The sequence below is a fragment of the Citrobacter freundii complex sp. CFNIH4 genome, from assembly GCF_002934505.1.
Lineage (GTDB): Bacteria > Pseudomonadota > Gammaproteobacteria > Enterobacterales > Enterobacteriaceae > Citrobacter > Citrobacter freundii.
In genome coordinates, this window is sequence record NZ_CP026231.1 from 1,049,943 (window position 1) to 1,070,744 (window position 20,802).

Genomic DNA, 20,802 nt, shown 5'->3' on the forward strand with positions numbered 1-20,802 from the left:
GAGTAACCGATGACAACCCAGTATGGATTTTTTATTGATTCCAGCCGTTGCACCGGTTGCAAAACCTGCGAACTGGCCTGCAAAGATTTTAAAAATTTAACCCCGGAGGTCAGCTTCCGCCGCATTTATGAGTATGCAGGCGGTGACTGGCAGGAGGACAACGGCGTCTGGCATCAGAATGTCTTTGCCTATTACCTCTCCATTGCCTGTAACCACTGTGAAGATCCGGCCTGTACCAAGGTTTGTCCGAGCGGCGCGATGCACAAACGTGAAGATGGCTTTGTCGTTGTCGATGAGGACGTGTGCATTGGCTGTCGGTATTGCCACATGGCCTGTCCTTACGGCGCGCCGCAGTACAATGCTGAAAAAGGGCATATGACTAAATGCGATGGCTGCCATGAGCGCGTCGCTGAAGGTAAAAAACCTATCTGCGTCGAATCCTGCCCACTGCGTGCGCTGGATTTTGGTCCGATTGAAGAGCTGCGCAAAAAGCATGGCACCCTGGCTGCGGTTGCGCCACTGCCGGGTGCGCACTTTACCAAACCGAGTATTGTCATCAAACCTAACGCCAATAGCCGCCCGACCGGGGATACCACAGGTTATCTGGCCAATCCGAAGGAGGTGTAAGATGGGAAGTGGATGGCATGAATGGCCGCTGATGATCTTCACGGTCTTCGGACAGTGTGTGGTTGGTGGCTTTATCGTTCTGGCGCTGGCGTTGATGAAAGGTGACTTGCGTCCAGAATCGCAACAGCGCGTGATTGCCTGCATGTTTGGACTGTGGGTATTAATGGGCATTGGCTTCATTGCTTCTATGCTCCACCTGGGCTCGCCGATGCGCGCCTTTAACTCGCTCAATCGCGTTGGGTCTTCGGCGTTGAGTAACGAAATTGCCAGCGGTTCAATCTTCTTTGCCGTTGGTGGTATCGGCTGGCTGCTGGCCACGTTGAAAAAAATGTCGCCCGCATTACGCAATCTGTGGTTAGTTGTCACCATGGTGCTGGGTGTGGTTTTTGTCTGGATGATGGTACGCGTTTATAACACCATTGATACTGTGCCGACCTGGTACAGCGTCTGGACTCCGCTGGGCTTCTTCCTGACGATGTTTATGGGCGGTCCGCTGCTGGGGTATCTGTTACTGAGAATTGCTGGCGTGGATGGTTGGGCGATGCGCCTGCTGCCGGCAATTTCAGTGCTTGCTCTGGTCGTAAGCGCCATTATGTCTGTCATGCAGGGGGCTGAACTGGCGACGATCCACAGTTCGATTCAGCAGGCGTCTGCGCTGGTTCCGGATTACGGCTCGCTGATGGCGTGGCGGATTGTGGCGCTGGCATTAGCGTTGTGCTGCTGGATTGTACCGCAAGTGAAGGGCTACCAGCCTGCTGTTCCGCTGCTTTCCGTGGCGTTTATTTTGCTGTTAGTCGGCGAGCTGATTGGTCGTGGCGTGTTCTACGGGCTGCATATGACAGTCGGTATGGCGGTGGCGAGTTAATCCAAACTATGCCGGATGGTGGTTTGCGTCTTATCAGGCCTACAGATCTGTAGGCCTTAAAGCTGCGCGTCATCAGGCAATATGTCAGGCCAGGGCTTTCGCCCTGGTTTTACTTCTGCTTAGTTAACGTGTCGTAGCTGGTCATCAGATTGCGGTAGTCCGGAATGTGATTCGAGAACAGCGTTGCCAGACCTTCGATATCGTTGCGCCAGTCGCGGTGCAGCTCGCACGCTACTCCGAACCATGTCATCAACTGAGCGCCTGCTTGAGACATCCGATCCCAAGCTGAATGACGGGTAATTTCATTAAATGTGCCTGAAGCATCGGTTACCACAAAGACGTCAAAGCCTTCTTCAATAGCTGAGAGCGCAGGGAAGGCGACGCAAACTTCCGTCACGACACCAGCGATAATCAGCTGCTTTTTGCCGGTCGCTTTCACTGCCTTCACGAAATCTTCGTTATCCCATGCGTTAATGTTTCCTGGGCGAGCAATATAGGGCGCATCGGGAAATTGCGCTTTCAGTTCCGGTACCAGCGGCCCGTTTGGTCCTGTCTCAAAACTGGTTGTCAGAATGGTTGGGAGGTTGAAGTATTTTGCTAAGTCACCCAGGGCTAGCACGTTGTTTTTAAATTTATCGGGATCGATATCCCGAACCAGAGAGAGCAGGCCTGCCTGATGGTCGACCAGCAGTACTGCCGCATTATCTTTATCAAGTCTTACGTAAGGTTTAGTCATGATATTTCTCCTGTTCAGCTCAGTGGGGGAAATTTGATGAGTTTAAGTCTACGAAAAGAACGATATCTGGAGTAGATGCCTAAATAAGAACTCACTGTTCTATTTTGAAGACAATGCAGCTCAGCATCCCGCATTGAGTTTAGTAAGAAATAAAAGTAAGGGTAATCCATGAAATTTTTCGACTGAACGTAACGCGAGATTTTTGTTTTAGATCAATAAAAACAAGCAGATGTGATTTTGTATTTTTTATCTATTCACATTAAGAATCAGTAATGCAAATCGATCGACCAGAAAGCGCCTCAGCCCTCTGATTACGCCGATTGACAATGTTTTTAGCAGTGGCATGATGCGCATGAAATTTGAACTTCCTCACGGTTTTTATTCATGTCCACCTATACCCGTCCCGTCATGCTATTGCTGTGCGGGCTACTTCTGTTGACCCTGGCGATCGCCGTGTTAAACACGCTCGTCCCGCTTTGGCTCGCCCATGAAAATCTGCCCACCTGGCAGGTAGGCGTGGTGAGCTCGTCCTACTTTACCGGTAATCTGGTAGGGACGTTGTTGACAGGGTATTTAATAAAACACCTTGGTTTTAACCGCAGCTATTATATCGCCTCGCTTATTTTTGCCGCGGGCTGTGTCGGGCTGGGGATTATGGTGGGATTCTGGAGCTGGATGACCTGGCGTTTTATCGCTGGTGTTGGCTGCGCCATGATTTGGGTGGTGGTGGAAAGCGCGCTGATGTGCAGCGGGACTTCGCGTAATCGCGGACGTTTGCTTGCCGCCTATATGATGATCTATTACGTGGGGACGTTTTTAGGCCAACTGCTGGTGAGTAAAGTATCCACGGAATTGATGAACGTCCTGCCGTGGGTGACGGGTACTATCCTGGCGGGTGTTTTGCCACTGCTATTTACGCGCATTGCCAATCAGCAGGGTGATGAGCAGCAGTCTACGCCTATTGTCTCCATGCTGAAACTCCGCCAGGCGCGTCTGGGCGTGAATGGCTGTATTATTTCCGGGATTGTGCTGGGGTCTTTGTATGGCCTGATGCCGCTGTATCTCAATCATCAGGGGGTGAGTAATGCCAGCATTGGTTTCTGGATGGCGGTCCTGGTAAGTGCAGGTATTCTGGGGCAATGGCCGATTGGCCGTCTGGCGGACAAGCTGGGACGTCTGTTGGTTTTACGCGTCCAGGTCTTCGTGGTGATCGTCGGGAGTATTGCCATGCTGAATCAGGCGGCGATGGCGCCCGCGTTGTTTATGTTGGGTGCGGCAGGCTTTACCCTCTACCCGGTCGCGATGGCCTGGGCCTGTGAAAAGGTGGAGCATCATCAGCTGGTCGCCATGAATCAGGCATTGTTATTGAGCTATACCGTGGGCAGTCTGCTGGGTCCTTCATTTACAGCGATGCTGATGCAGAATTATTCAGATAGCTTGCTGTTTATCATGATCGCCAGCGTATCGTTTATTTATTTACTGATGCTGTTGCGTAAAACGGGTCATACACCCAATTCTATTGCGCACATTTGACCTGATTTAACAGAATATGAACAGGTTCCCATACATACTGTTTATGTATGCTTTATGGGAACCTGCATTATTTAATCACACACTTCTTTCCTGAAAATAAAGTGTGCAGAAGGTTATAGTTTTACATCCTGCCGTTTCCGCTCGCTCATTTTACCGCGCATAATCCCACGCCTCATTTATTTATAATCATAAAGCTTCCACGAAGGATTGCGTATGGCTGGTGTGCAGGAAAAACAATTGCGATGGTACAACATTGCATTGATGTCTTTTATTACCGTTTGGGGTTTTGGCAACGTCGTTAACAACTATGCCAATCAGGGATTAGTTGTTGTCTCCTCTTGGATCTTTATTTTCGCGCTCTATTTTATACCTTATGCGTTGATCGTCGGGCAGCTTGGCTCAACTTTTAAAGAGGGTAAAGGCGGCGTCAGTACCTGGATTAAAAATACCATGGGGCCAGGGCTGGCTTATCTTGCTGCATGGACCTATTGGGTTGTGCATATTCCTTATCTGGCGCAAAAACCGCAGGCTATTCTGATTGCGCTGGGATGGGCGCTGAAGGGCGATGGTTCGTTGATTAAAGAGTACACCGTCGTGGCGTTGCAGGGGCTGACACTGGCGCTGTTTGTCTTTTTCATGTGGGTTGCGTCCCGTGGCATGAAATCGCTGAAAATTGTTGGGTCAGTTGCAGGCATCGCGATGTTTGTGATGTCCATTTTGTATGTCGTGATGGCGGTAACTGCGCCTGCAATTACGGATGTGCAGATAGCGACAACTAATATCACCTGGGAATCGTTTATCCCGCACATTGATTTTACCTACATTACCACGATCTCCATGCTGGTCTTTGCCGTGGGCGGCGCGGAGAAAATTTCGCCATACGTTAATCAGACACGTAATCCGGGCAAAGAATTTCCGAAAGGGATGCTCGTTCTGGCTGTTATGGTGGCGGTATGTGCGATTCTCGGATCGCTGGCTATGGGAATGATGTTTGACTCCCGGCATATTCCAGATGATCTGATGACGAATGGTCAATATTACGCCTTCCAGAAACTGGGTGAGTATTATGGTATGGGTAATTCGCTGATGGTTATTTACGCGATTGCCAATACGCTGGGACAGATTGCGGCATTGGTATTTTCTATTGATGCACCGCTTAAAGTTCTGCTGGGTGATGCTGATCGTAAATATATTCCCGAGAGCCTGTGTAAAACCAACGCTTCCGGTACGCCGGTAAATGGTTATATTCTGACGCTGGTGCTGGTGGCGATTCTGATTATGTTGCCAACACTGGGAATTGGCGACATGAACAATCTGTATAAATGGCTATTGAATCTTAACTCTGTCGTGATGCCATTGCGTTATTTATGGGTGTTTGTGGCATTCATTGCCGTTATTTGTCTGGCGCAAAAATATAAATCAGAATATGTCTTTATTCGCAACCGATCGCTTGCGATGACCGTGGGGATCTGGTGCTTTGCCTTTACCGCATTTGCCTGTCTGACCGGGATTTTCCCGAAAATGGAAGCCTTCACCCCTGAGTGGACATTCCAGCTCACGCTGAATATTGTGACGCCATTTGTGCTGGTTGGGCTGGGATTGATTTTCCCGTTACTGGCGAGAAGAGGGCGTTAAGGCAGAGTCAGGTGGGTAACGTATCTGTTACCCACCATAAAACTCAATACATCACTTTATGTCCATATTGCTCGAGAATACCCTTCACGCGCTCCATGGTCTCTTTCTTCGGCGGTTTGACGCCATCCAGTTTGTACTCTTCGCCCATTGCCACCCATTTGTGTTTGCCCAGCTCGTGGTAAGGCAGCAGCTCGATTTTTTCAACGTTGCCCATATCGCGGGTAAATTCGCCAAGGCGGTGTGCGGAGTCGTCATCGTCAGACCAGCCAGGTACGACAACATAGCGGATCCACACTTTGATGTCTTTGTTGGACAGGTAACGCGCGAACTCGAGTGTACGATGGTTAGACACACCCACCAGATTCTGATGGATTTCATCGTTCATTTGTTTGAGATCGAGCATGACCAGGTCGGTGACTTCCAGCAACTCATCGATCACCGGATCGTAGCGGCGAACAAAACCGTTAGTATCCAGACAAGTATGAATACCTTCTTTTTTACAGGCCCGGAACCAGTCACGTACGAATTCAGCTTGCAAGATAGCTTCGCCGCCAGACGCTGTCACGCCGCCTCCGGAGGCGTTCATAAAGTGGCGGTAGGTCACCACCTCTTTCATTAATTCGTCAACGGTAACTTCTTTACCGCCGTGCGTATCCCACGTGTCGCGGTTATGGCAATACAGGCAGCGCATCAGGCAGCCCTGAAAGAAGGTAATAAAACGGATGCCCGGGCCATCAACAGTGCCACAGGATTCAAAGGAGTGAATGCGACCAATAACTGACATTGCGGTGTTTCTCCAGGTGTGGCCCATCCGGGGCCAGTGTTAATGCACAGTTATTAACTGTGTCGAGTCTGTTTTGGCTGCTATCCATAAGTATAGATGGCTGACAAAGCAGGCTATTAAAAAGGCCCCACTTACGTGGAGCCTTTATTGTACGCTTTTTAAAGTACGATTTCAGTCAAAACCAATTACATGGTCTGAGTGAAGGTACGAGTGATAACGTCCTGCTGCTGTTCTTTAGTCAGGGAGTTAAAACGTACTGCGTAGCCAGAAACGCGGATGGTCAGCTGCGGATATTTTTCCGGATGTTCCATCGCATCCAGCAGCATTTCACGGTTCATGACGTTCACGTTCAGGTGCTGACCACCTTCGATGGACGCTTCGTGGTGGAAGTAACCATCCATCAGACCCGCCAGGTTGGTCTTACGAACTTCGTCGTCTTTACCCAGAGCGTTCGGAACGATAGAGAAGGTGTAAGAGATACCATCTTTAGCGTAAGCAAACGGCAGTTTAGCAACGGAGGTCAGAGAGGCAACAGCACCTTTCTGGTCACGGCCGTGCATTGGGTTAGCACCCGGTCCGAACGGCGCGCCAGCACGACGACCATCTGGGGTGTTACCAGTTTTCTTACCATAAACCACGTTAGAGGTGATGGTCAGAACAGACTGAGTCGGGATAGCGTTACGATAAGTAGTCAGTTTCTGAATTTTCTTCATGAAACGTTCTACCAGGTCAACCGCCATGTCATCAACGCGAGAGTCGTTGTTACCAAACTGCGGGTATTCGCCTTCGATTTCGAAGTCGATAGCCAGACCGTCTTCGTCACGAATCGGTTTAACTTTCGCATATTTGATTGCAGACAGGGAGTCAGCAGCAACGGACAGACCAGCGATACCACACGCCATGGTGCGGATAACGTCACGGTCGTGCAGCGCCATCAGAGAGGCTTCGTAGCTGTACTTGTCGTGCATGTAGTGGATAACGTTCAGTGCAGTGACGTACTGTTTAGCCAGCCAATCCATGAAGTGATCCATGCGGTCCATAACTTCGTCGAAGTTCAGAACGTCGCCTTTGATCGGTTCAGATTTAGGACCAACCTGCATTTTCAGTTTTTCATCAACGCCACCGTTGATTGCGTACAGCATGGTTTTCGCCAGGTTTGCACGCGCACCGAAGAACTGCATTTGTTTACCAACAACCATCGGGCTTACGCAGCAAGCGATAGCGTAGTCGTCGTTGTTGAAGTCCGGACGCATCAGGTCATCGTTCTCGTACTGCAGAGAAGAGGTGTCGATGGACACTTTAGCGGCGAATTTCTTGAAGTTCAGAGGCAGTTTTTCAGACCACAGAACAGTGATGTTCGGCTCCGGAGAAGGACCCATGGTGTACAGGGTGTTCAGGAAGCGGAAGCTGTTTTTGGTAACCAGAGTACGGCCATCAACGCCCATACCACCGATTGATTCAGTTGCCCAAATCGGGTCACCGGAGAACAGTTCATCATATTCAGGAGTACGCAGGAAGCGAACCATACGCAGTTTCATGACCAGGTGGTCGATCATTTCCTGTGCGTCTTGCTCGGTGATTTTGCCTGCTTTCAGGTCACGTTCGATGTAAGCATCCAGGAAGGTGGATACGCGACCGAAGGACATTGCTGCACCGTTCTGAGATTTAACTGCGGCCAGGTAGCCGAAGTAAGTCCACTGGATAGCTTCCTGAGCGTTGGTAGCCGGACCAGAGATATCGCAGCCATATTTAGCAGCCATTTCTTTGATCTGACCCAGAGCGCGGTGCTGTTCAGCAATCTCTTCACGCAGACGGATAGTTGCTTCCAGGTTTACGCCGTTTTCCAGATCGGACTGCAGAGAGACGAACTGAGCGTATTTGTCTTTCATCAGGTAGTCGATACCGTACAGCGCAACGCGACGGTAGTCACCGATGATACGGCCACGGCCATACGCATCTGGCAGACCAGTCAGAACACCGGATTTACGGCAGTTCAGAATGTCTTTGGTGTAAACATCGAATACGCCCTGGTTGTGGGTTTTGCGGTATTCGGTGAAGATTTTTTTCAGCATCGGGTCCAGTTCGCGATTGTACGCTTTGCAGGAACCTTCAACCATTTTGATGCCGCCAAACGGAATGATCGCACGTTTCAGCGGAGCTTCAGTCTGCAGACCAACAATCTTCTCGAGCGCTTTGTTGATGTAGCCAGCGTCGTGAGAAGTGATGGTAGAAGCAACGGAGGTGTCAAAGTCAACAGGCGCGTGAGTGCGGTTTTCCTGTTTAACGCCTTCCATCACGCTGTCCCACAGTGCAGTGGTCGCATCAGTTGCGCCAGCCAGGAAGGACTCGTCACCCTCATATGGAGTGTAGTTTTTCTGAATGAAGTCACGTACGTTTACTTCATTCTGCCAGTCACCTTTGGTAAAACCTTCCCAGGCTGTGGCTAACTTTTCATTAAGCTCGGACATGTAACACCTACCTTCTTAAGTGGATTTTTTATTTACTGCGTGTAATGGGCATCATCAGATTAATGATGATCGTTACCACGCAGATAAATGACCCAGTATGTCAACCCGACCAACAAACCGCCGCCGATAATGTTACCGATCGTAACCGGAATCAGGTTATCGGTGATGAAATTCATCACGGTCAGGTGAGAAAAATTCTCCGGAGAAGACCCAACTGCGGTCCAGAATTCCGGGGTGGCGAAATCGCGTATTACAATACCCATAGGGATCATAAACATGTTTGCGATACTGTGCTCAAAACCGCTGGCAACAAACATTGCGACCGGTAATACCATGATAAACGCTTTGTCCATTAGGCTGCGGCCCGAGTAGCTCATCCATACGGCCAGACACACCATCAGGTTAGCCAGGATGCCAAGACTTACCGCCTCAACAAAAGTATGGTGCACTTTGTGGTCGGCTGTTTGTAGGACGTTGAGCCCCCACGCGCCGTTGGCGGTCATGTATTCGCCGGAAAGCCACATCAATAGCACGAAGAGCAAGCAACCCACCAGGTTACCGACATAAACGTTAAGCCAGTTTTTAGCCAATTGGCCCCAGGTAATACGACCACTGGCTTTTGCTACGACAATCAATACGGTTGAGGTGAAGAGGTCTGCGCCGCAGACAACACAAAGAATCAGCCCCAGGGAAAAGCAGATACCACCTACTAATTTTGCCATGCCGAAAGGCATAGTTCCGGTACCGGTTGTGGCGGTGATATAGAAAACAAAGGCAATTGAAATGAATACACCGGCAGTAATTGCCAGATAGAACGTCTTAAGCGGATGTTTCGTTGCTTTATAGACGCCTGCTTCTTCGGCAACTTTGGCCATTGCAGCAGGTAGAATAAGATCAAAAGGGTTGTCAGCTTTCACACTAACTCTCTCTTTATTAAGTCGGCGACGAGATACTAACAAAGCATTATAGATGAGAATTTGATATAGATCATATCTCGCCTGGCTTATAGGCCCGCAAGACGCATGGTTTTTATGCGATTACGGAGTAACTTGTTGATTATCCATATAAAAATAAATTTTAAAAATTATAAAGTGAGTTGAATTTTTTCTTTTTGTCTCCTGTCAGACGGTTAATTAAAATGGAGTAATTGAGATAAAAAACCACATTAATATGCTAATTTTTTTAATATCAACTACTAATATTTAACCTTGTTTTTACATTTATTTTCCGATTTGACCAAAATAAAAAAACAGGGCGCTTAAAGCGCCCCGTAATATATCCCAGACAATACTTTTAGCCTACTTAGCGCAGGCTGACTGTCATTATTTTGACCAATGTGCCGCTTTCGCGCGCTGCAGTTTTTCATAGGCTTTCAGCAGAGACTGATGCGCCGGGAAAGCTTGCAGATCGTTATCAACGGTTTGCAACCCGTAGAATGGCGCTTCGCCACTCAATGCCGCACTTGCCGCTTCAACCGCCTCGGCACCGTACATGCGGACAAACGCATTCAGATATTGCAGCGGCTGACGGTCCTCTTCCTGAGACAGCAGCAACAATGTTTGCAGGCAGCGATAGTAGTTTGCACGTTCCGCGCTAAAGACGGAGGCGTTAAATTCCATCGTCCATTCTGTCCACACCAGCGCCTGCTCCAGATCGCCACCGGCCAGCGCCAGCATCACTTTAAGCTCGCCAATACGCAGGGTGTACCAACCGTTATCTGCACCGGTCGCCAGACCGAGTAGCTCGCGTACGCGGGTGAAGTCGTCAAAGCCTTCTTCATCCAGTTGTTCGATCAGATTGAGATAGTCTTCTTTATCCCATTCGCTGCCCGGCAGAGAGAGAATGGTGTCACGCAGATGGGCGCCCATAGCGTTGTTAGCTAACCACAGATCTTCTGCCGGATAGATGTCAGACATTCCCGGCACAATAATGCGGCACGCGTAAACGCTCAGGTGCTCATAGTCAGCGATATACACTTCTTTATCTTCAGCATTGAAGATGGCCATCAGAGTGGCGAACTCTTCTTCCGTGGTGCCAGAGAAATTCCAGTCAACGAACGAATAGTCGGCATCCTGCTTGAACAGATCCCATGAGATCAAACCGCTGGAATCAATGAAATGGGTTTCAAGGTTAGTGTGTTCAGCCACTTCTTCGTCGTCGAAGGTCGGTGGGGTGAAGACATCAAGATCCTTCAGACCACGGCCCTGCAGCAGTTCAGTGACGGTACGCTCCAGCGCCACGCCGAAATCCGGGTGTGCGCCGAAGGAAGCGAAGCAGGTACCGTTGGTCGGGTTGAACAGGACAACGCAAATCACCGGATACTTGCCGCCCAGCGAGCCATCGTAGGCGAAAATTGGGAAACCTTCAGCTTCCAGTGTGGCGATGGACTCCACCACAGCCGGATAGCGCGCCATGACTTCGGCCGGGATTTCCGGCAGGCTGATGCTTTCCGCAATAATGCGGTTCTTCACATGACGCTCAAAGACTTCAGACAGGCCCTGAACGCGCGCTTCGTTAGGCGTGTTACCCGCGGACATGCCGTTAGAAACATACAGGTTGCCGATAATATTCATCGGAATATAGACAGTCTGGTTATCCGACTGACGGGTAAACGGCAGGCCGCAGACGCCACGTTCTTCATTACCAGACTGCAGATCGATAAGCATGCTGCCAGTCAGTTCGTTATCTGGATCGTAAAACGCTCGCAGACGTGCATCCAGTAAACCTTCTGGTACATCGTCTTCTTCTGTCAGCGGGAACCATTTTTCGTTCGGATAATGCACGAACGGGCCATTGGCGATAGTTTCGCCCAACCAGAAATCCGCAAAGAAATAGTTAGTCGACAGACGCTCAAAGTATTCGCCCAGCGCGGAAGCCAACGCCGCTTTTTTCGTCGCGCCTTTACCGTTGGTGAAGCATAGCGCGCATTCTTTGTCGCGAATATGTACAGACCAGACGTTAGGGACGGGATTCAACCACGAGGCTTCTTCAATTTGAAAACCGAGGTCGAGCAATTTTTGCTGGAAGCGAGCGATGGAGTCTTCCAGAGCGGCATCTTTGCCGGGGATAAATGTTTGCGTCATGAAAATCACTTTTGTCGTACGGAAAGCGCGCAATGATACGGGTTTTCAATGAGCGGCGCTATCGCCGCCGGAGCTCAGGCGTAAATAAAAGCATTGGCTATGCTTTCTTACAACCAACCACGTTTAGAGCATATTAATGAAAGCTTTCGATTTGCACCGTATGGCGCTTGATAAGGTGCCCATGGATTTTCTGGGGGAAGTTGCGTTACGCAGCCTCTACACCTTTATATTGGTTTTTCTGTTTTTAAAAATCACCGGACGTCGCGGCGTACGCCAGATGTCGCTTTTTGAAGTGCTGATCATCCTTACGCTGGGTTCTGCAGCGGGAGACGTGGCATTCTATGACGATGTCCCGATGCTGCCAGTGCTGGTGGTTTTTATTACTCTTGCTGTGCTGTATCGGTTGGTGATGTGGCTGATGGCGCATAGTGAAAAAATGGAGGACCTGCTGGAGGGCAAACCCGTCGTGATCATTGAAGACGGCGAGCTGGCATGGTCAAAGCTCAATAGTGCCAATATGACGGAATTTGAATTCTTTATGGAACTGCGTTTGAACGGCGTGGAGCAATTGGGACAGGTGAAACTGGCTATTCTGGAGACGAATGGACAAATCAGCGTCTACTTCTTTGCCGATGAAGACGTAAAGCCGGGGCTCAGTATTTTACCTAAGCACTGTACGCAACGATTTAAAGTAATGCCTGAAGCAGGAGACTATGCCTGTATACGTTGTAGCGAAGTGGTGCAAATGAACGCCGGAGATCATCAATTATGTCCACGCTGTGCAAATCCAGAATGGTCGAAGGCCAGTCGGGCAAAACGGGTTACCTGACAGCAAAAATCTCGGTTTTTACCCGTCAATCCGATAGATTCTGTTGTGTGACCAATGACACATTTTTACCCTGGTCAGTTTTACCCATTGCGGCGCGTGTCACTGAATGATAAAACCGATATCCACAGGAATAACTTATACCAATGTCTGTCACCGGATTATCGTCAATGACAGGATGTTGATTGGACAACAACACAACGTGGTGAGGGGAAATGGCTCAGGTCTTTAATTTTAGTTCAGGTCCGGCAATGCTACCGGCAGAAGTACTTAAACTGGCTCAACAGGATCTTCGCGACTGGAACGGTCTTGGCACGTCGGTGATGGAAATTAGCCACCGTGGCAAAGAATTCATCCAGGTCGCCGAGGAAGCGGAGCAGGATTTTCGCGATCTTCTTAGCATCCCCTCCAACTATAAAGTGTTGTTCTGCCATGGCGGTGGTCGTGGGCAGTTCGCGGGTATCCCGTTAAATATTCTGGGTGATAAAACCACCGCGGATTACGTCGATGCCGGTTATTGGGCCGCCAGTGCAATTAAAGAAGCGAAAAAATACTGCACACCAAACGTTATTGATGCCAAAGTCACCGTGGACGGCCTGCGTGCTGTTAAGCCGATGAGTGAATGGCAGCTTTCTGATAACGCGGCGTACCTGCACTATTGTCCGAACGAAACTATCGATGGCATTGCGATCGATGAAACGCCGAATTTTGCCAGCAACGTTGTGGTCACGGCGGATCTGTCCTCTACCATTCTTTCCGCACCGCTTGACGTTAGCCGTTATGGCGTAATTTATGCCGGTGCACAGAAAAACATCGGCCCGGCCGGCCTGACGATTGTCATCGTCCGTGAAGATTTGCTGGGTAAAGCTCATGTATCATGCCCGTCAATCCTCGACTATACCGTGCTGAATGACAACGATTCCATGTTCAATACGCCGCCAACCTTTGCCTGGTATCTGTCTGGCCTGGTCTTTAAATGGCTGAAAAAGCAGGGCGGTGTTAATGCAATGGATAAGATTAACCAGCAAAAAGCGGAACTGCTGTACGGCGTAATTGATAACAGCGATTTCTACCGTAACGATGTGGCGAAATCCAACCGTTCACGCATGAACGTACCGTTCCAGCTGGCTGACAGCGCACTGGATAAACTGTTCCTGGAAGAGTCTTTTGCTGCGGGCCTGCATGCGCTGAAAGGGCATCGTGTGGTCGGCGGTATGCGTGCGTCCATCTACAATGCAATGCCGCTTGAAGGTGTAAAAGCACTGACCGATTTCATGGTCGATTTTGAACGCCGTCGCGGCTAATCTGCTGTACTTTTCATCCCCACAGCCCGTCTGTGGGGTTTTTATGTCTGTTTTTGAGAGTCGAGTTTCATGGAATCCCTGACGTTACAACCCATTGCGCGGGTGGATGGCACAATCAATCTGCCTGGATCCAAAAGTGTTTCTAACCGCGCTTTGCTGCTGGCCGCATTAGCCAATGGCACCACTGTCCTGACCAACCTGCTGGACAGCGATGATGTTCGCCATATGCTTAATGCTCTGAATGTGTTAGGGATTAGCTATACCCTTTCTGCTGATCGTACCCGCTGCGAGATTATTGGCAATGGTGGTGCATTACATGCGCAAGGCTCAGTGGAACTGTTCCTTGGTAATGCCGGAACCGCAATGCGCCCGCTGGCCGCAGCGCTATGTCTGGGCAGCAATGACATCGTGCTGACGGGCGAACCGCGCATGAAAGAGCGCCCGATTGGTCATCTGGTTGATGCGCTGCGCCAGGGCGGAGCCAAAATTGACTATCTGGAGCAGGAAAACTATCCACCTTTACGTCTGCGCGGTGGCTTTACCGGTGGCCAGGTTGAGGTAGACGGTAGCGTTTCCAGCCAGTTCCTCACTGCGCTGCTGATGACTGCGCCGCTTGCGCCGCAGGATACGACGATTGCAATTAAAGGTGACCTGGTATCCAAACCTTACATTGATATCACACTGAACCTGATGAAAACGTTTGGTGTTGAAATTGAAAATCAAAACTACCAGCGCTTTGTCGTGAAGGGGCAGCAGCAGTACCAGTCACCGGGTGCATACCTGGTTGAAGGCGATGCTTCTTCCGCTTCCTATTTCCTCGCGGCGGGTGCCATTAAAGGCGGTACGGTAAAAGTTACCGGGATTGGCCGTAACAGCATGCAGGGTGATATTCGTTTTGCCGATGTACTGGAAAAAATGGGTGCTACCATTACATGGGGCGACGATTTTATTGCCTGTACTCGCGGCGAGTTGAACGCAGTGGATATGGATATGAACCATATTCCTGATGCGGCGATGACCATTGCAACGGCGGCGCTGTTTGCGAAAGGCACCACAACATTACGTAATATCTACAACTGGCGCGTCAAAGAGACCGATCGTCTGTTCGCGATGGCGACGGAGTTACGCAAAGTGGGCGCGGAAGTGGAAGAGGGGCATGACTTTATCCGCATCACCCCGCCTGCAACATTGCAATTTGCGGACATCGCGACCTACAACGATCACCGCATGGCGATGTGTTTCTCGCTGGTGGCGCTGTCTGACACGCCTGTGACCATTCTTGATCCAAAATGTACCGCCAAAACTTTCCCGGATTATTTCGAACAGCTGGCGCGTATTAGTACTCCTGCCTGATTTCATTGCCGCACTTTCGGGTGCGGCACATTCTGACATCTCCGATTGCCTATTTATTCTACACTCAGCTTCAATGATTCTGCATTTTTCACACAAAGATAACGATCATTAGCGTTGGCGCGTATAATGCGCGGCGTTCACGTTAATGTACGTCCGTTTAAGGAGAAAAAGATGACGGCAATTGCCCCGGTTATTACCATTGATGGCCCAAGCGGTGCAGGAAAAGGCACCTTGTGCAAGGCAATGGCGGAAGCATTGCAGTGGCATCTGTTAGATTCAGGCGCGATCTACCGCGTACTGGCGCTCGCAGCGTTACATCACCATGTTGATGTCACTTCTGAAGATGCTCTGGTACCGCTTGCCTCACACCTGGATGTGCGTTTTATCTCAACAGACGGCAACCTTGAAGTCATTCTTGAAGGTGAGGATGTCAGCGGTGAAATCCGTACCCAGGAAGTGGCGAATGCCGCCTCTCAGGTCGCGGCGTTTCCTCGCGTGCGTGAAGCGCTTTTACGTCGTCAACGCGCATTTCGCGAAACCCCAGGTCTGATTGCTGATGGACGTGATATGGGGACCGTGGTGTTCCCGGATGCGCCGGTGAAAATTTTTCTGGACGCCTCCTCGCAAGAACGTGCGCATAGACGTATGCTACAGTTGCAGGAGAAGGGCTTTAGTGTTAACTTTGAACGCCTTTTGGCCGAGATCGAAGAACGCGATTATCGCGATCGTAACCGTGCTGTAGCGCCGCTGGTTCCTGCTGCTGATGCTTTAGTTTTGGATTCAACCCGATTAAGCATTGAGCAAGTGATTGAAAAAGCGTTACAATACGCGCGCCAAAAACTGGCTCTCGCTTAAGTGCGACCGAATTTGCAGTACCCCCGTTGCAATGGATTGACAGCGGGTATGTTAAACAACCCCATCCGGCATGGAGCCAGGTGGACGTTAAATATGAAACCTGAAGATTAAACATGACTGAATCTTTTGCTCAACTGTTTGAAGAATCCTTAAAAGAAATCGAAACCCGTCCGGGTTCCATCGTTCGTGGTGTTGTTGTTGCTATCGACAAAGACGTAGTACTGGTTGACGCTGGTCTGAAATCTGAGTCCGCCATTCCGGCAGAGCAGTTCAAAAACGCCCAGGGCGAGCTGGAAATCCAGGTTGGTGACGAAGTTGACGTTGCTCTGGATGCAGTAGAAGACGGCTTCGGTGAAACCCTGCTGTCCCGTGAAAAAGCTAAACGTCACGAAGCTTGGATCACGCTGGAAAAAGCTTACGAAGAAGCTGCAACCGTTACTGGTGTTATCAATGGCAAAGTCAAGGGTGGCTTCACTGTTGAGCTGAATGGTATTCGCGCGTTCCTGCCGGGTTCCCTGGTAGACGTTCGTCCGGTCCGCGACACGCTGCACCTGGAAGGCAAAGAGCTTGAATTCAAAGTAATCAAGCTGGATCAGAAGCGTAACAACGTTGTTGTTTCCCGTCGTGCCGTTATCGAATCCGAAAACAGCGCAGAACGCGATCAGCTGCTGGAAAACCTGCAGGAAGGCATGGAAGTTAAAGGTATCGTTAAGAACCTCACTGACTACGGTGCATTCGTTGATCTGGGTGGCGTTGACGGCCTGCTGCACATCACCGACATGGCATGGAAACGCGTTAAGCATCCGAGCGAAATCGTAAACGTTGGCGACGAAATCACTGTTAAAGTGCTGAAGTTCGACCGCGAGCGTACTCGTGTATCTCTGGGCCTGAAACAGCTGGGCGAAGATCCATGGGTAGCTATCGCTAAGCGTTATCCAGAAGGTACCAAACTGACTGGTCGCGTGACCAACCTGACCGACTACGGCTGCTTCGTTGAAATCGAAGAAGGCGTTGAAGGCCTGGTTCACGTTTCCGAAATGGATTGGACCAACAAAAACATCCACCCGTCCAAAGTTGTTAACGTTGGCGACGTAGTGGAAGTTATGGTTCTGGATATCGACGAAGAACGTCGTCGTATCTCCCTGGGTCTGAAGCAGTGCAAAAACAACCCATGGCAGCAGTTCGCGGAAACCCACAACAAGGGCGACCGTGTTGAAGGTAAAATCAAGTCTATCACTGACTTCGGTATCTTCATCGGCCTGGACGGCGGCATCGACGGCCTGGTTCACCTGTCTGACATCTCCTGGAACGTTGCAGGCGAAGAAGCAGTTCGTGAATACAAAAAAGGCGACGAAATCGCAGCAGTTGTTCTGCAGGTTGACGCAGAGCGTGAGCGTATCTCTCTGGGTGTTAAACAGCTCGCAGAAGATCCGTTCAACAACTGGGTTGCACTGAACAAGAAAGGCGCAATCGTAAACGGTAAAGTCACTGCAGTTGACGCTAAAGGCGCAACCGTAGAACTGGCTGACGGCGTTGAAGGTTACCTGCGCGCTTCTGAAGCTTCACGTGACCGCGTTGAAGATGCAACTCTGGTTCTGAGCGTAGGCGACGACGTTGAAGCTAAATTCACCGGCGTTGATCGTAAGAACCGTGCAATCAGCCTGTCTGTTCGTGCTAAAGACGAAGCTGATGAGAAAGATGCAATCGCAACTGTTAACAAACAGGAAGATGCTAACTTCTCTAACAACGCAATGGCTGAAGCTTTCAAAGCAGCTAAAGGCGAGTAATATCGAGTGCTCTAAATCCTTTGTGCTGTTAACGGCACAAAGGATGACGAGTAGCTTGACAGATTACAGGATTCGTCCTGTAATCAATGACAAAGGGCGGCTACGGCCGCCCTTAATCAATGCAGCAGCTAATTATGCCTTTAAGGAACCGGAGGAATCATGACCAAGTCAGAATTGATTGAAAGACTTGCAACCCAGCAACCTCATATTCCCGCGAAAGCGGTTGAAGATGCAGTTAAAGAGATGCTGGAACATATGGCCTCGACTCTTGCGCAGGGCGAGCGTATTGAAATCCGCGGTTTCGGCAGCTTCTCTTTGCATTACCGCGCACCACGCACCGGACGTAATCCGAAGACCGGCGATAAAGTGGATCTGGAAGGGAAATACGTTCCGCACTTTAAACCAGGTAAAGAACTGCGCGACCGCGCCAATATTTACGGTTAAGTTTTTAGCGAGACTTAACGCCGAGAAAAGCACCCACATGGGTGCTTTTTTCATTTCTGTGCGCCTATCCTGGAATCCTCATCCCAGTTAATTTGTACGTTACAACCCCCACTAAATGTCTGCGGAACTCAGGTCGTATAACGATAAATTGATGCCAGACAATCGTCGAAGAGTACTGCACACTCCCTGTAACAGGGAGGTTATTGATGAAAATAACAACGGTGAGTACGTGTGCATTATTCGGCATTCTCCCACTCATGCTATTACCTACGCTGCCAGGCATGTTGTGTATCAGCATTGTATTTTGTCTGGCATGTCTGCTCTGTTTTCTCCCCCACAAATATATACGTTCCGCCGGACTAACCCTGCTGTTTTTTCTTTGGGGAATCCTGGCTGCGAAAGAGGCTCTGTGGGCCGGTAATACGCTGCCTGAGAAAAACCAGCAAGCCATTGTGCGGATAACCGGAACTGACAATATGACAACGCACTACGGCCAAATCACTCACCTTCAGGGGAGACGAATCTTTCCTGCACAAGGAATCGTCTTGTACGGACAGTATTTACCCGGTGATGTTTGTGCGGGTCAGACATGGGCGATGACGTTGAAAGTCCGCGCCGTACACGGTCAATTAAACGAAGGCGGATTTGATAGCCAGCGTTACGCATTGGCGCAGCATCAACCGTTGACGGGGCGATTCTTACAGGCTTCGGTTATCACACCACAATGCAGTTTGCGTTCGCGATTTCTCGACTCGTTGAAAACGGTACTCGCCGATTATCCCTGGCAGCAGGTCATACTGGGTCTGGGAATGGGTGAGCGCTTGTCCGTGTCACAAGAGGTGAAAACGATTATGCGTGATACCGGCACGGCTCATTTGATGGCTATCTCCGGGCTGCATATTGCGTTTGCTGCACTTCTGGCTGGCGGAATAATTCGCGCGGGACAATTTTTTATGCCCGCCAGATGGATTTGCTGGCAGGTTCCATTAGTGGGTGGGATTGTCTGCGCCACATTATATGCCTGGCTGACAGGGCTGCAACCCCCGGCATTACGAACGGTTGTTGCGCTGCTAGTCTGGGGGGCGCTAAGACTTAGCAGCAGGCAGTGGAGCGGATGGTCGGTATGGATCTGCTGTCTGGCAGCCATTCTGGTGGTGGATCCTGTTGCCGTTCTTTCGCAAAGTCTATGGTTGTCTGCATCCGCCGTTGCGGCACTGCTGTTCTGGTACCAATGGGTACCGCTCCCGGACTGGCCGCTGTCGCGTGCTGGTCGTCAATTTCTGGCGCTGGCTCATCTGCAATTGGGTATTACGCTTCTGCTTCTTCCCGTACAAATCGCAATGTTTCACGGTTTTAGTCTGACCTCGTTTCCGGCTAATTTGTTTGCCGTCCCTTTGGTCACGTTTGTTTCCGTACCCTTGATATTAGCAGGCATGATCGTGCATTTAGCCGGACTGGTGATGATTGAATCGAATCTGTGGTATTTAGCGGATCGCTCTCTGGCGCTACTATTTTGGGGGCTCAGGAGCCTGCCTGAAGGGTGGATCAATATTGATGCACGCTGGCAATGGCTCGCATTTTTACCCGGAATGATGATTATCGCATGGCGACTAAATATCTTGCTTACGCTACCGGTGGTCTGTTTCTCTGCGCTACTTTTGCTGAGTGGGCCGCTTTGGCGTGCACCGCGTACAGATGTGTGGCAAGTGCATATGCTGGATGTCGGGCAGGGGCTGGCGATGGTGATTGTACGTAATGGAAAAGCGCTGCTTTACGATACCGGTCTGGCATGGCCTGAAGGCGATAGCGCGCAACAGCTGATTATTCCCTGGTTGCGTTGGCATAATCTGGAGCCGGAAGGGGTCATTTTAAGCCATGAACATATGGATCACCGGGGAGGGTTGCACTCCTTACAACAAGTCTGGCCATCACTATGGATAAGAAGTCCGCTAGGCTGGAAAGGACACCTCCCGTGTTTTCGCGGAGAACGTTGGCAATGGCAAGGGTTAACCTTCAGTGCGCACTGGCCTGTGCTTGGAAATACAGGGCAGGGAAATAACCACTCCTGCGTGGTTAAAGTTGATGATGGGTATCAGAGTGTTCTGCTGACCGGCGATATTGAGTCTCCCGCTGAACAAAAAATGCTAAGTCACTACTGGCAGCATCTGCAGTCTACGGTGATGCAGGTTCCGCATCATGGCAGCAATACTTCATCATCACTGGCACTCATTCAGCGAGTTGACGGGCAGGCCGCACTAGCCTCTGCATCCCGTTACAACGCCTGGCGTCTGCCATCCTGGAAAGTGAAGCAACGTTATCGGAAACAAAATTATCAATGGCTGGATACATCACATCAGGGGCAGATTACGCTGGATTTTTACCAAAAAAACTGGCGAATACACAGCTTGCGGGATCAGATTTTACCTCGTTGGTATCATCAGTGGTTTGGCGTGTCGGAGGATAACGGGTAGAATATGCGGCTATTCTAACAAATGCTGGTTT

Annotated in this window: 16 protein-coding genes; 11 read left to right on the plus strand and 5 right to left on the minus strand. The window is 50.1% G+C overall.

The annotated features are described in order from the left end of the window. Positions 1-9: 9 nt before the first annotated feature. Together C2U41_RS05305 and C2U41_RS05310 are read left to right on the plus strand one after the other, a co-directional pair. Positions 10-627, plus strand: coding sequence for a DMSO/selenate family reductase complex B subunit (locus tag C2U41_RS05305; RefSeq protein ID WP_003035741.1), 618 nt, complete (start codon positions 10-12; stop codon positions 625-627). A 1-nt stretch (position 628) separates the two neighbouring features. After that, positions 629-1,492: a dimethyl sulfoxide reductase anchor subunit family protein gene (locus tag C2U41_RS05310; protein ID WP_003035744.1), complete on the plus strand. Its 864-nt coding sequence runs from the start codon at positions 629-631 to the stop codon at positions 1,490-1,492. Between the two features lie 109 nt (positions 1,493-1,601). Here C2U41_RS05310 and ycaC read toward each other — a convergent pair whose 3' ends face one another. Continuing rightward, positions 1,602-2,228: an isochorismate family cysteine hydrolase YcaC gene (ycaC, locus tag C2U41_RS05315; RefSeq protein WP_003035746.1), complete on the minus strand. Its 627-nt coding sequence runs from the start codon at positions 2,226-2,228 to the stop codon at positions 1,602-1,604. A gap of 384 nt (positions 2,229-2,612) precedes the next feature. Between ycaC and C2U41_RS05320 the strand changes: the two genes are divergently transcribed. Together C2U41_RS05320 and C2U41_RS05325 are read left to right on the plus strand one after the other, a co-directional pair. Next, the gene (locus C2U41_RS05320) at positions 2,613-3,761 is read left to right on the plus strand and encodes an MFS transporter (RefSeq protein ID WP_003836902.1); all 1,149 of its coding nucleotides are present in this window, start codon (positions 2,613-2,615) and stop codon (positions 3,759-3,761) included. A 213-nt stretch (positions 3,762-3,974) separates the two neighbouring features. Next, positions 3,975-5,396 carry an amino acid permease gene (locus tag C2U41_RS05325; protein WP_103848619.1) on the plus strand — a complete coding sequence of 474 codons (1,422 nt, stop codon included), beginning with the start codon at positions 3,975-3,977 and terminating at the stop codon, positions 5,394-5,396. Positions 5,397-5,439: 43 nt separating this feature from the next. On the opposite strand, the gene pflA is transcribed toward C2U41_RS05325, so the two are convergent. The 4 genes from pflA to ycaO form a co-directional block, all read right to left on the minus strand. Then, positions 5,440-6,180, minus strand: a complete 741-nt coding sequence (gene pflA, locus C2U41_RS05330; RefSeq protein WP_003035751.1) for a pyruvate formate lyase 1-activating protein — start codon at positions 6,178-6,180, stop codon at positions 5,440-5,442. Positions 6,181-6,365: 185 nt separating this feature from the next. Then, entirely contained in the window at positions 6,366-8,648 is a 2,283-nt protein-coding gene (gene pflB, locus C2U41_RS05335) for a formate C-acetyltransferase (RefSeq protein ID WP_003035753.1), read from the minus strand. Between the two features lie 59 nt (positions 8,649-8,707). Beyond that, on the minus strand, positions 8,708-9,565 hold the full coding sequence (gene focA / locus C2U41_RS05340) for a formate transporter FocA (protein ID WP_003035756.1): 858 nt from the start codon (positions 9,563-9,565) through the stop codon (positions 8,708-8,710). Positions 9,566-9,970: 405 nt separating this feature from the next. Next, positions 9,971-11,731, minus strand: coding sequence for a 30S ribosomal protein S12 methylthiotransferase accessory factor YcaO (ycaO, locus tag C2U41_RS05345; RefSeq protein ID WP_103848620.1), 1,761 nt, complete (start codon positions 11,729-11,731; stop codon positions 9,971-9,973). Positions 11,732-11,867: 136 nt separating this feature from the next. Here ycaO and C2U41_RS05350 point away from each other — a divergent pair, with 136 nt between their 5' ends. The 7 genes from C2U41_RS05350 to C2U41_RS05380 all read left to right on the plus strand — a co-directional run bounded on the left by C2U41_RS05350 (position 11,868) and on the right by C2U41_RS05380 (position 20,771). Continuing rightward, positions 11,868-12,560 carry a DUF421 domain-containing protein gene (locus C2U41_RS05350; RefSeq protein WP_003847009.1) on the plus strand — a complete coding sequence of 231 codons (693 nt, stop codon included), beginning with the start codon at positions 11,868-11,870 and terminating at the stop codon, positions 12,558-12,560. A gap of 212 nt (positions 12,561-12,772) precedes the next feature. Further along, positions 12,773-13,861, plus strand: coding sequence for a 3-phosphoserine/phosphohydroxythreonine transaminase (serC, locus tag C2U41_RS05355; RefSeq protein ID WP_003847007.1), 1,089 nt, complete (start codon positions 12,773-12,775; stop codon positions 13,859-13,861). 69 nt (positions 13,862-13,930) lie between these two features. Beyond that, complete coding sequence (aroA, locus tag C2U41_RS05360; RefSeq protein ID WP_016149864.1) at positions 13,931-15,214, plus strand: 3-phosphoshikimate 1-carboxyvinyltransferase; 1,284 nt, start codon at positions 13,931-13,933, stop codon at positions 15,212-15,214. Between the two features lie 171 nt (positions 15,215-15,385). Further along, complete coding sequence (gene cmk, locus C2U41_RS05365) at positions 15,386-16,069, plus strand: (d)CMP kinase (RefSeq protein WP_003035772.1); 684 nt, start codon at positions 15,386-15,388, stop codon at positions 16,067-16,069. A 113-nt stretch (positions 16,070-16,182) separates the two neighbouring features. After that, positions 16,183-17,856, plus strand: coding sequence for a 30S ribosomal protein S1 (rpsA, locus tag C2U41_RS05370; protein ID WP_003035776.1), 1,674 nt, complete (start codon positions 16,183-16,185; stop codon positions 17,854-17,856). Between the two features lie 159 nt (positions 17,857-18,015). Next, positions 18,016-18,300, plus strand: a complete 285-nt coding sequence (gene ihfB, locus C2U41_RS05375; RefSeq protein WP_003035780.1) for an integration host factor subunit beta — start codon at positions 18,016-18,018, stop codon at positions 18,298-18,300. A 206-nt stretch (positions 18,301-18,506) separates the two neighbouring features. Next, positions 18,507-20,771 carry a ComEC family protein gene (locus C2U41_RS05380; RefSeq protein WP_032936343.1) on the plus strand — a complete coding sequence of 755 codons (2,265 nt, stop codon included), beginning with the start codon at positions 18,507-18,509 and terminating at the stop codon, positions 20,769-20,771. Positions 20,772-20,802: the final 31 nt, after the last annotated feature.

Excerpts from the sequence above, each read along its gene's own strand:
- C2U41_RS05305 (WP_003035741.1), top strand. The coding sequence starts at position 10 with ATGACAACCCAGTATGGATTTTTTATTGATTCCAGCCGTTGCACCGGT.
- cmk (WP_003035772.1), top strand. The coding sequence starts at position 15,386 with ATGACGGCAATTGCCCCGGTTATTACCATTGATGGCCCAAGCGGTGCA.
- rpsA (WP_003035776.1), top strand. The coding sequence starts at position 16,183 with ATGACTGAATCTTTTGCTCAACTGTTTGAAGAATCCTTAAAAGAAATC.
- ycaO (WP_103848620.1), bottom strand. The coding sequence starts at position 11,731 with ATGACGCAAACATTTATCCCCGGCAAAGATGCCGCTCTGGAAGACTCC.
- serC (WP_003847007.1), top strand. The coding sequence starts at position 12,773 with ATGGCTCAGGTCTTTAATTTTAGTTCAGGTCCGGCAATGCTACCGGCA.
- C2U41_RS05320 (WP_003836902.1), top strand. The coding sequence starts at position 2,613 with ATGTCCACCTATACCCGTCCCGTCATGCTATTGCTGTGCGGGCTACTT.
- C2U41_RS05325 (WP_103848619.1), top strand. The coding sequence starts at position 3,975 with ATGGCTGGTGTGCAGGAAAAACAATTGCGATGGTACAACATTGCATTG.
- aroA (WP_016149864.1), top strand. The coding sequence starts at position 13,931 with ATGGAATCCCTGACGTTACAACCCATTGCGCGGGTGGATGGCACAATC.
- pflA (WP_003035751.1), bottom strand. The coding sequence starts at position 6,180 with ATGTCAGTTATTGGTCGCATTCACTCCTTTGAATCCTGTGGCACTGTT.
- ycaC (WP_003035746.1), bottom strand. The coding sequence starts at position 2,228 with ATGACTAAACCTTACGTAAGACTTGATAAAGATAATGCGGCAGTACTG.
- C2U41_RS05310 (WP_003035744.1), top strand. The coding sequence starts at position 629 with ATGGGAAGTGGATGGCATGAATGGCCGCTGATGATCTTCACGGTCTTC.
- C2U41_RS05380 (WP_032936343.1), top strand. The coding sequence starts at position 18,507 with ATGAAAATAACAACGGTGAGTACGTGTGCATTATTCGGCATTCTCCCA.
- ihfB (WP_003035780.1), top strand. The coding sequence starts at position 18,016 with ATGACCAAGTCAGAATTGATTGAAAGACTTGCAACCCAGCAACCTCAT.
- pflB (WP_003035753.1), bottom strand. The coding sequence starts at position 8,648 with ATGTCCGAGCTTAATGAAAAGTTAGCCACAGCCTGGGAAGGTTTTACC.
- C2U41_RS05350 (WP_003847009.1), top strand. The coding sequence starts at position 11,868 with ATGAAAGCTTTCGATTTGCACCGTATGGCGCTTGATAAGGTGCCCATG.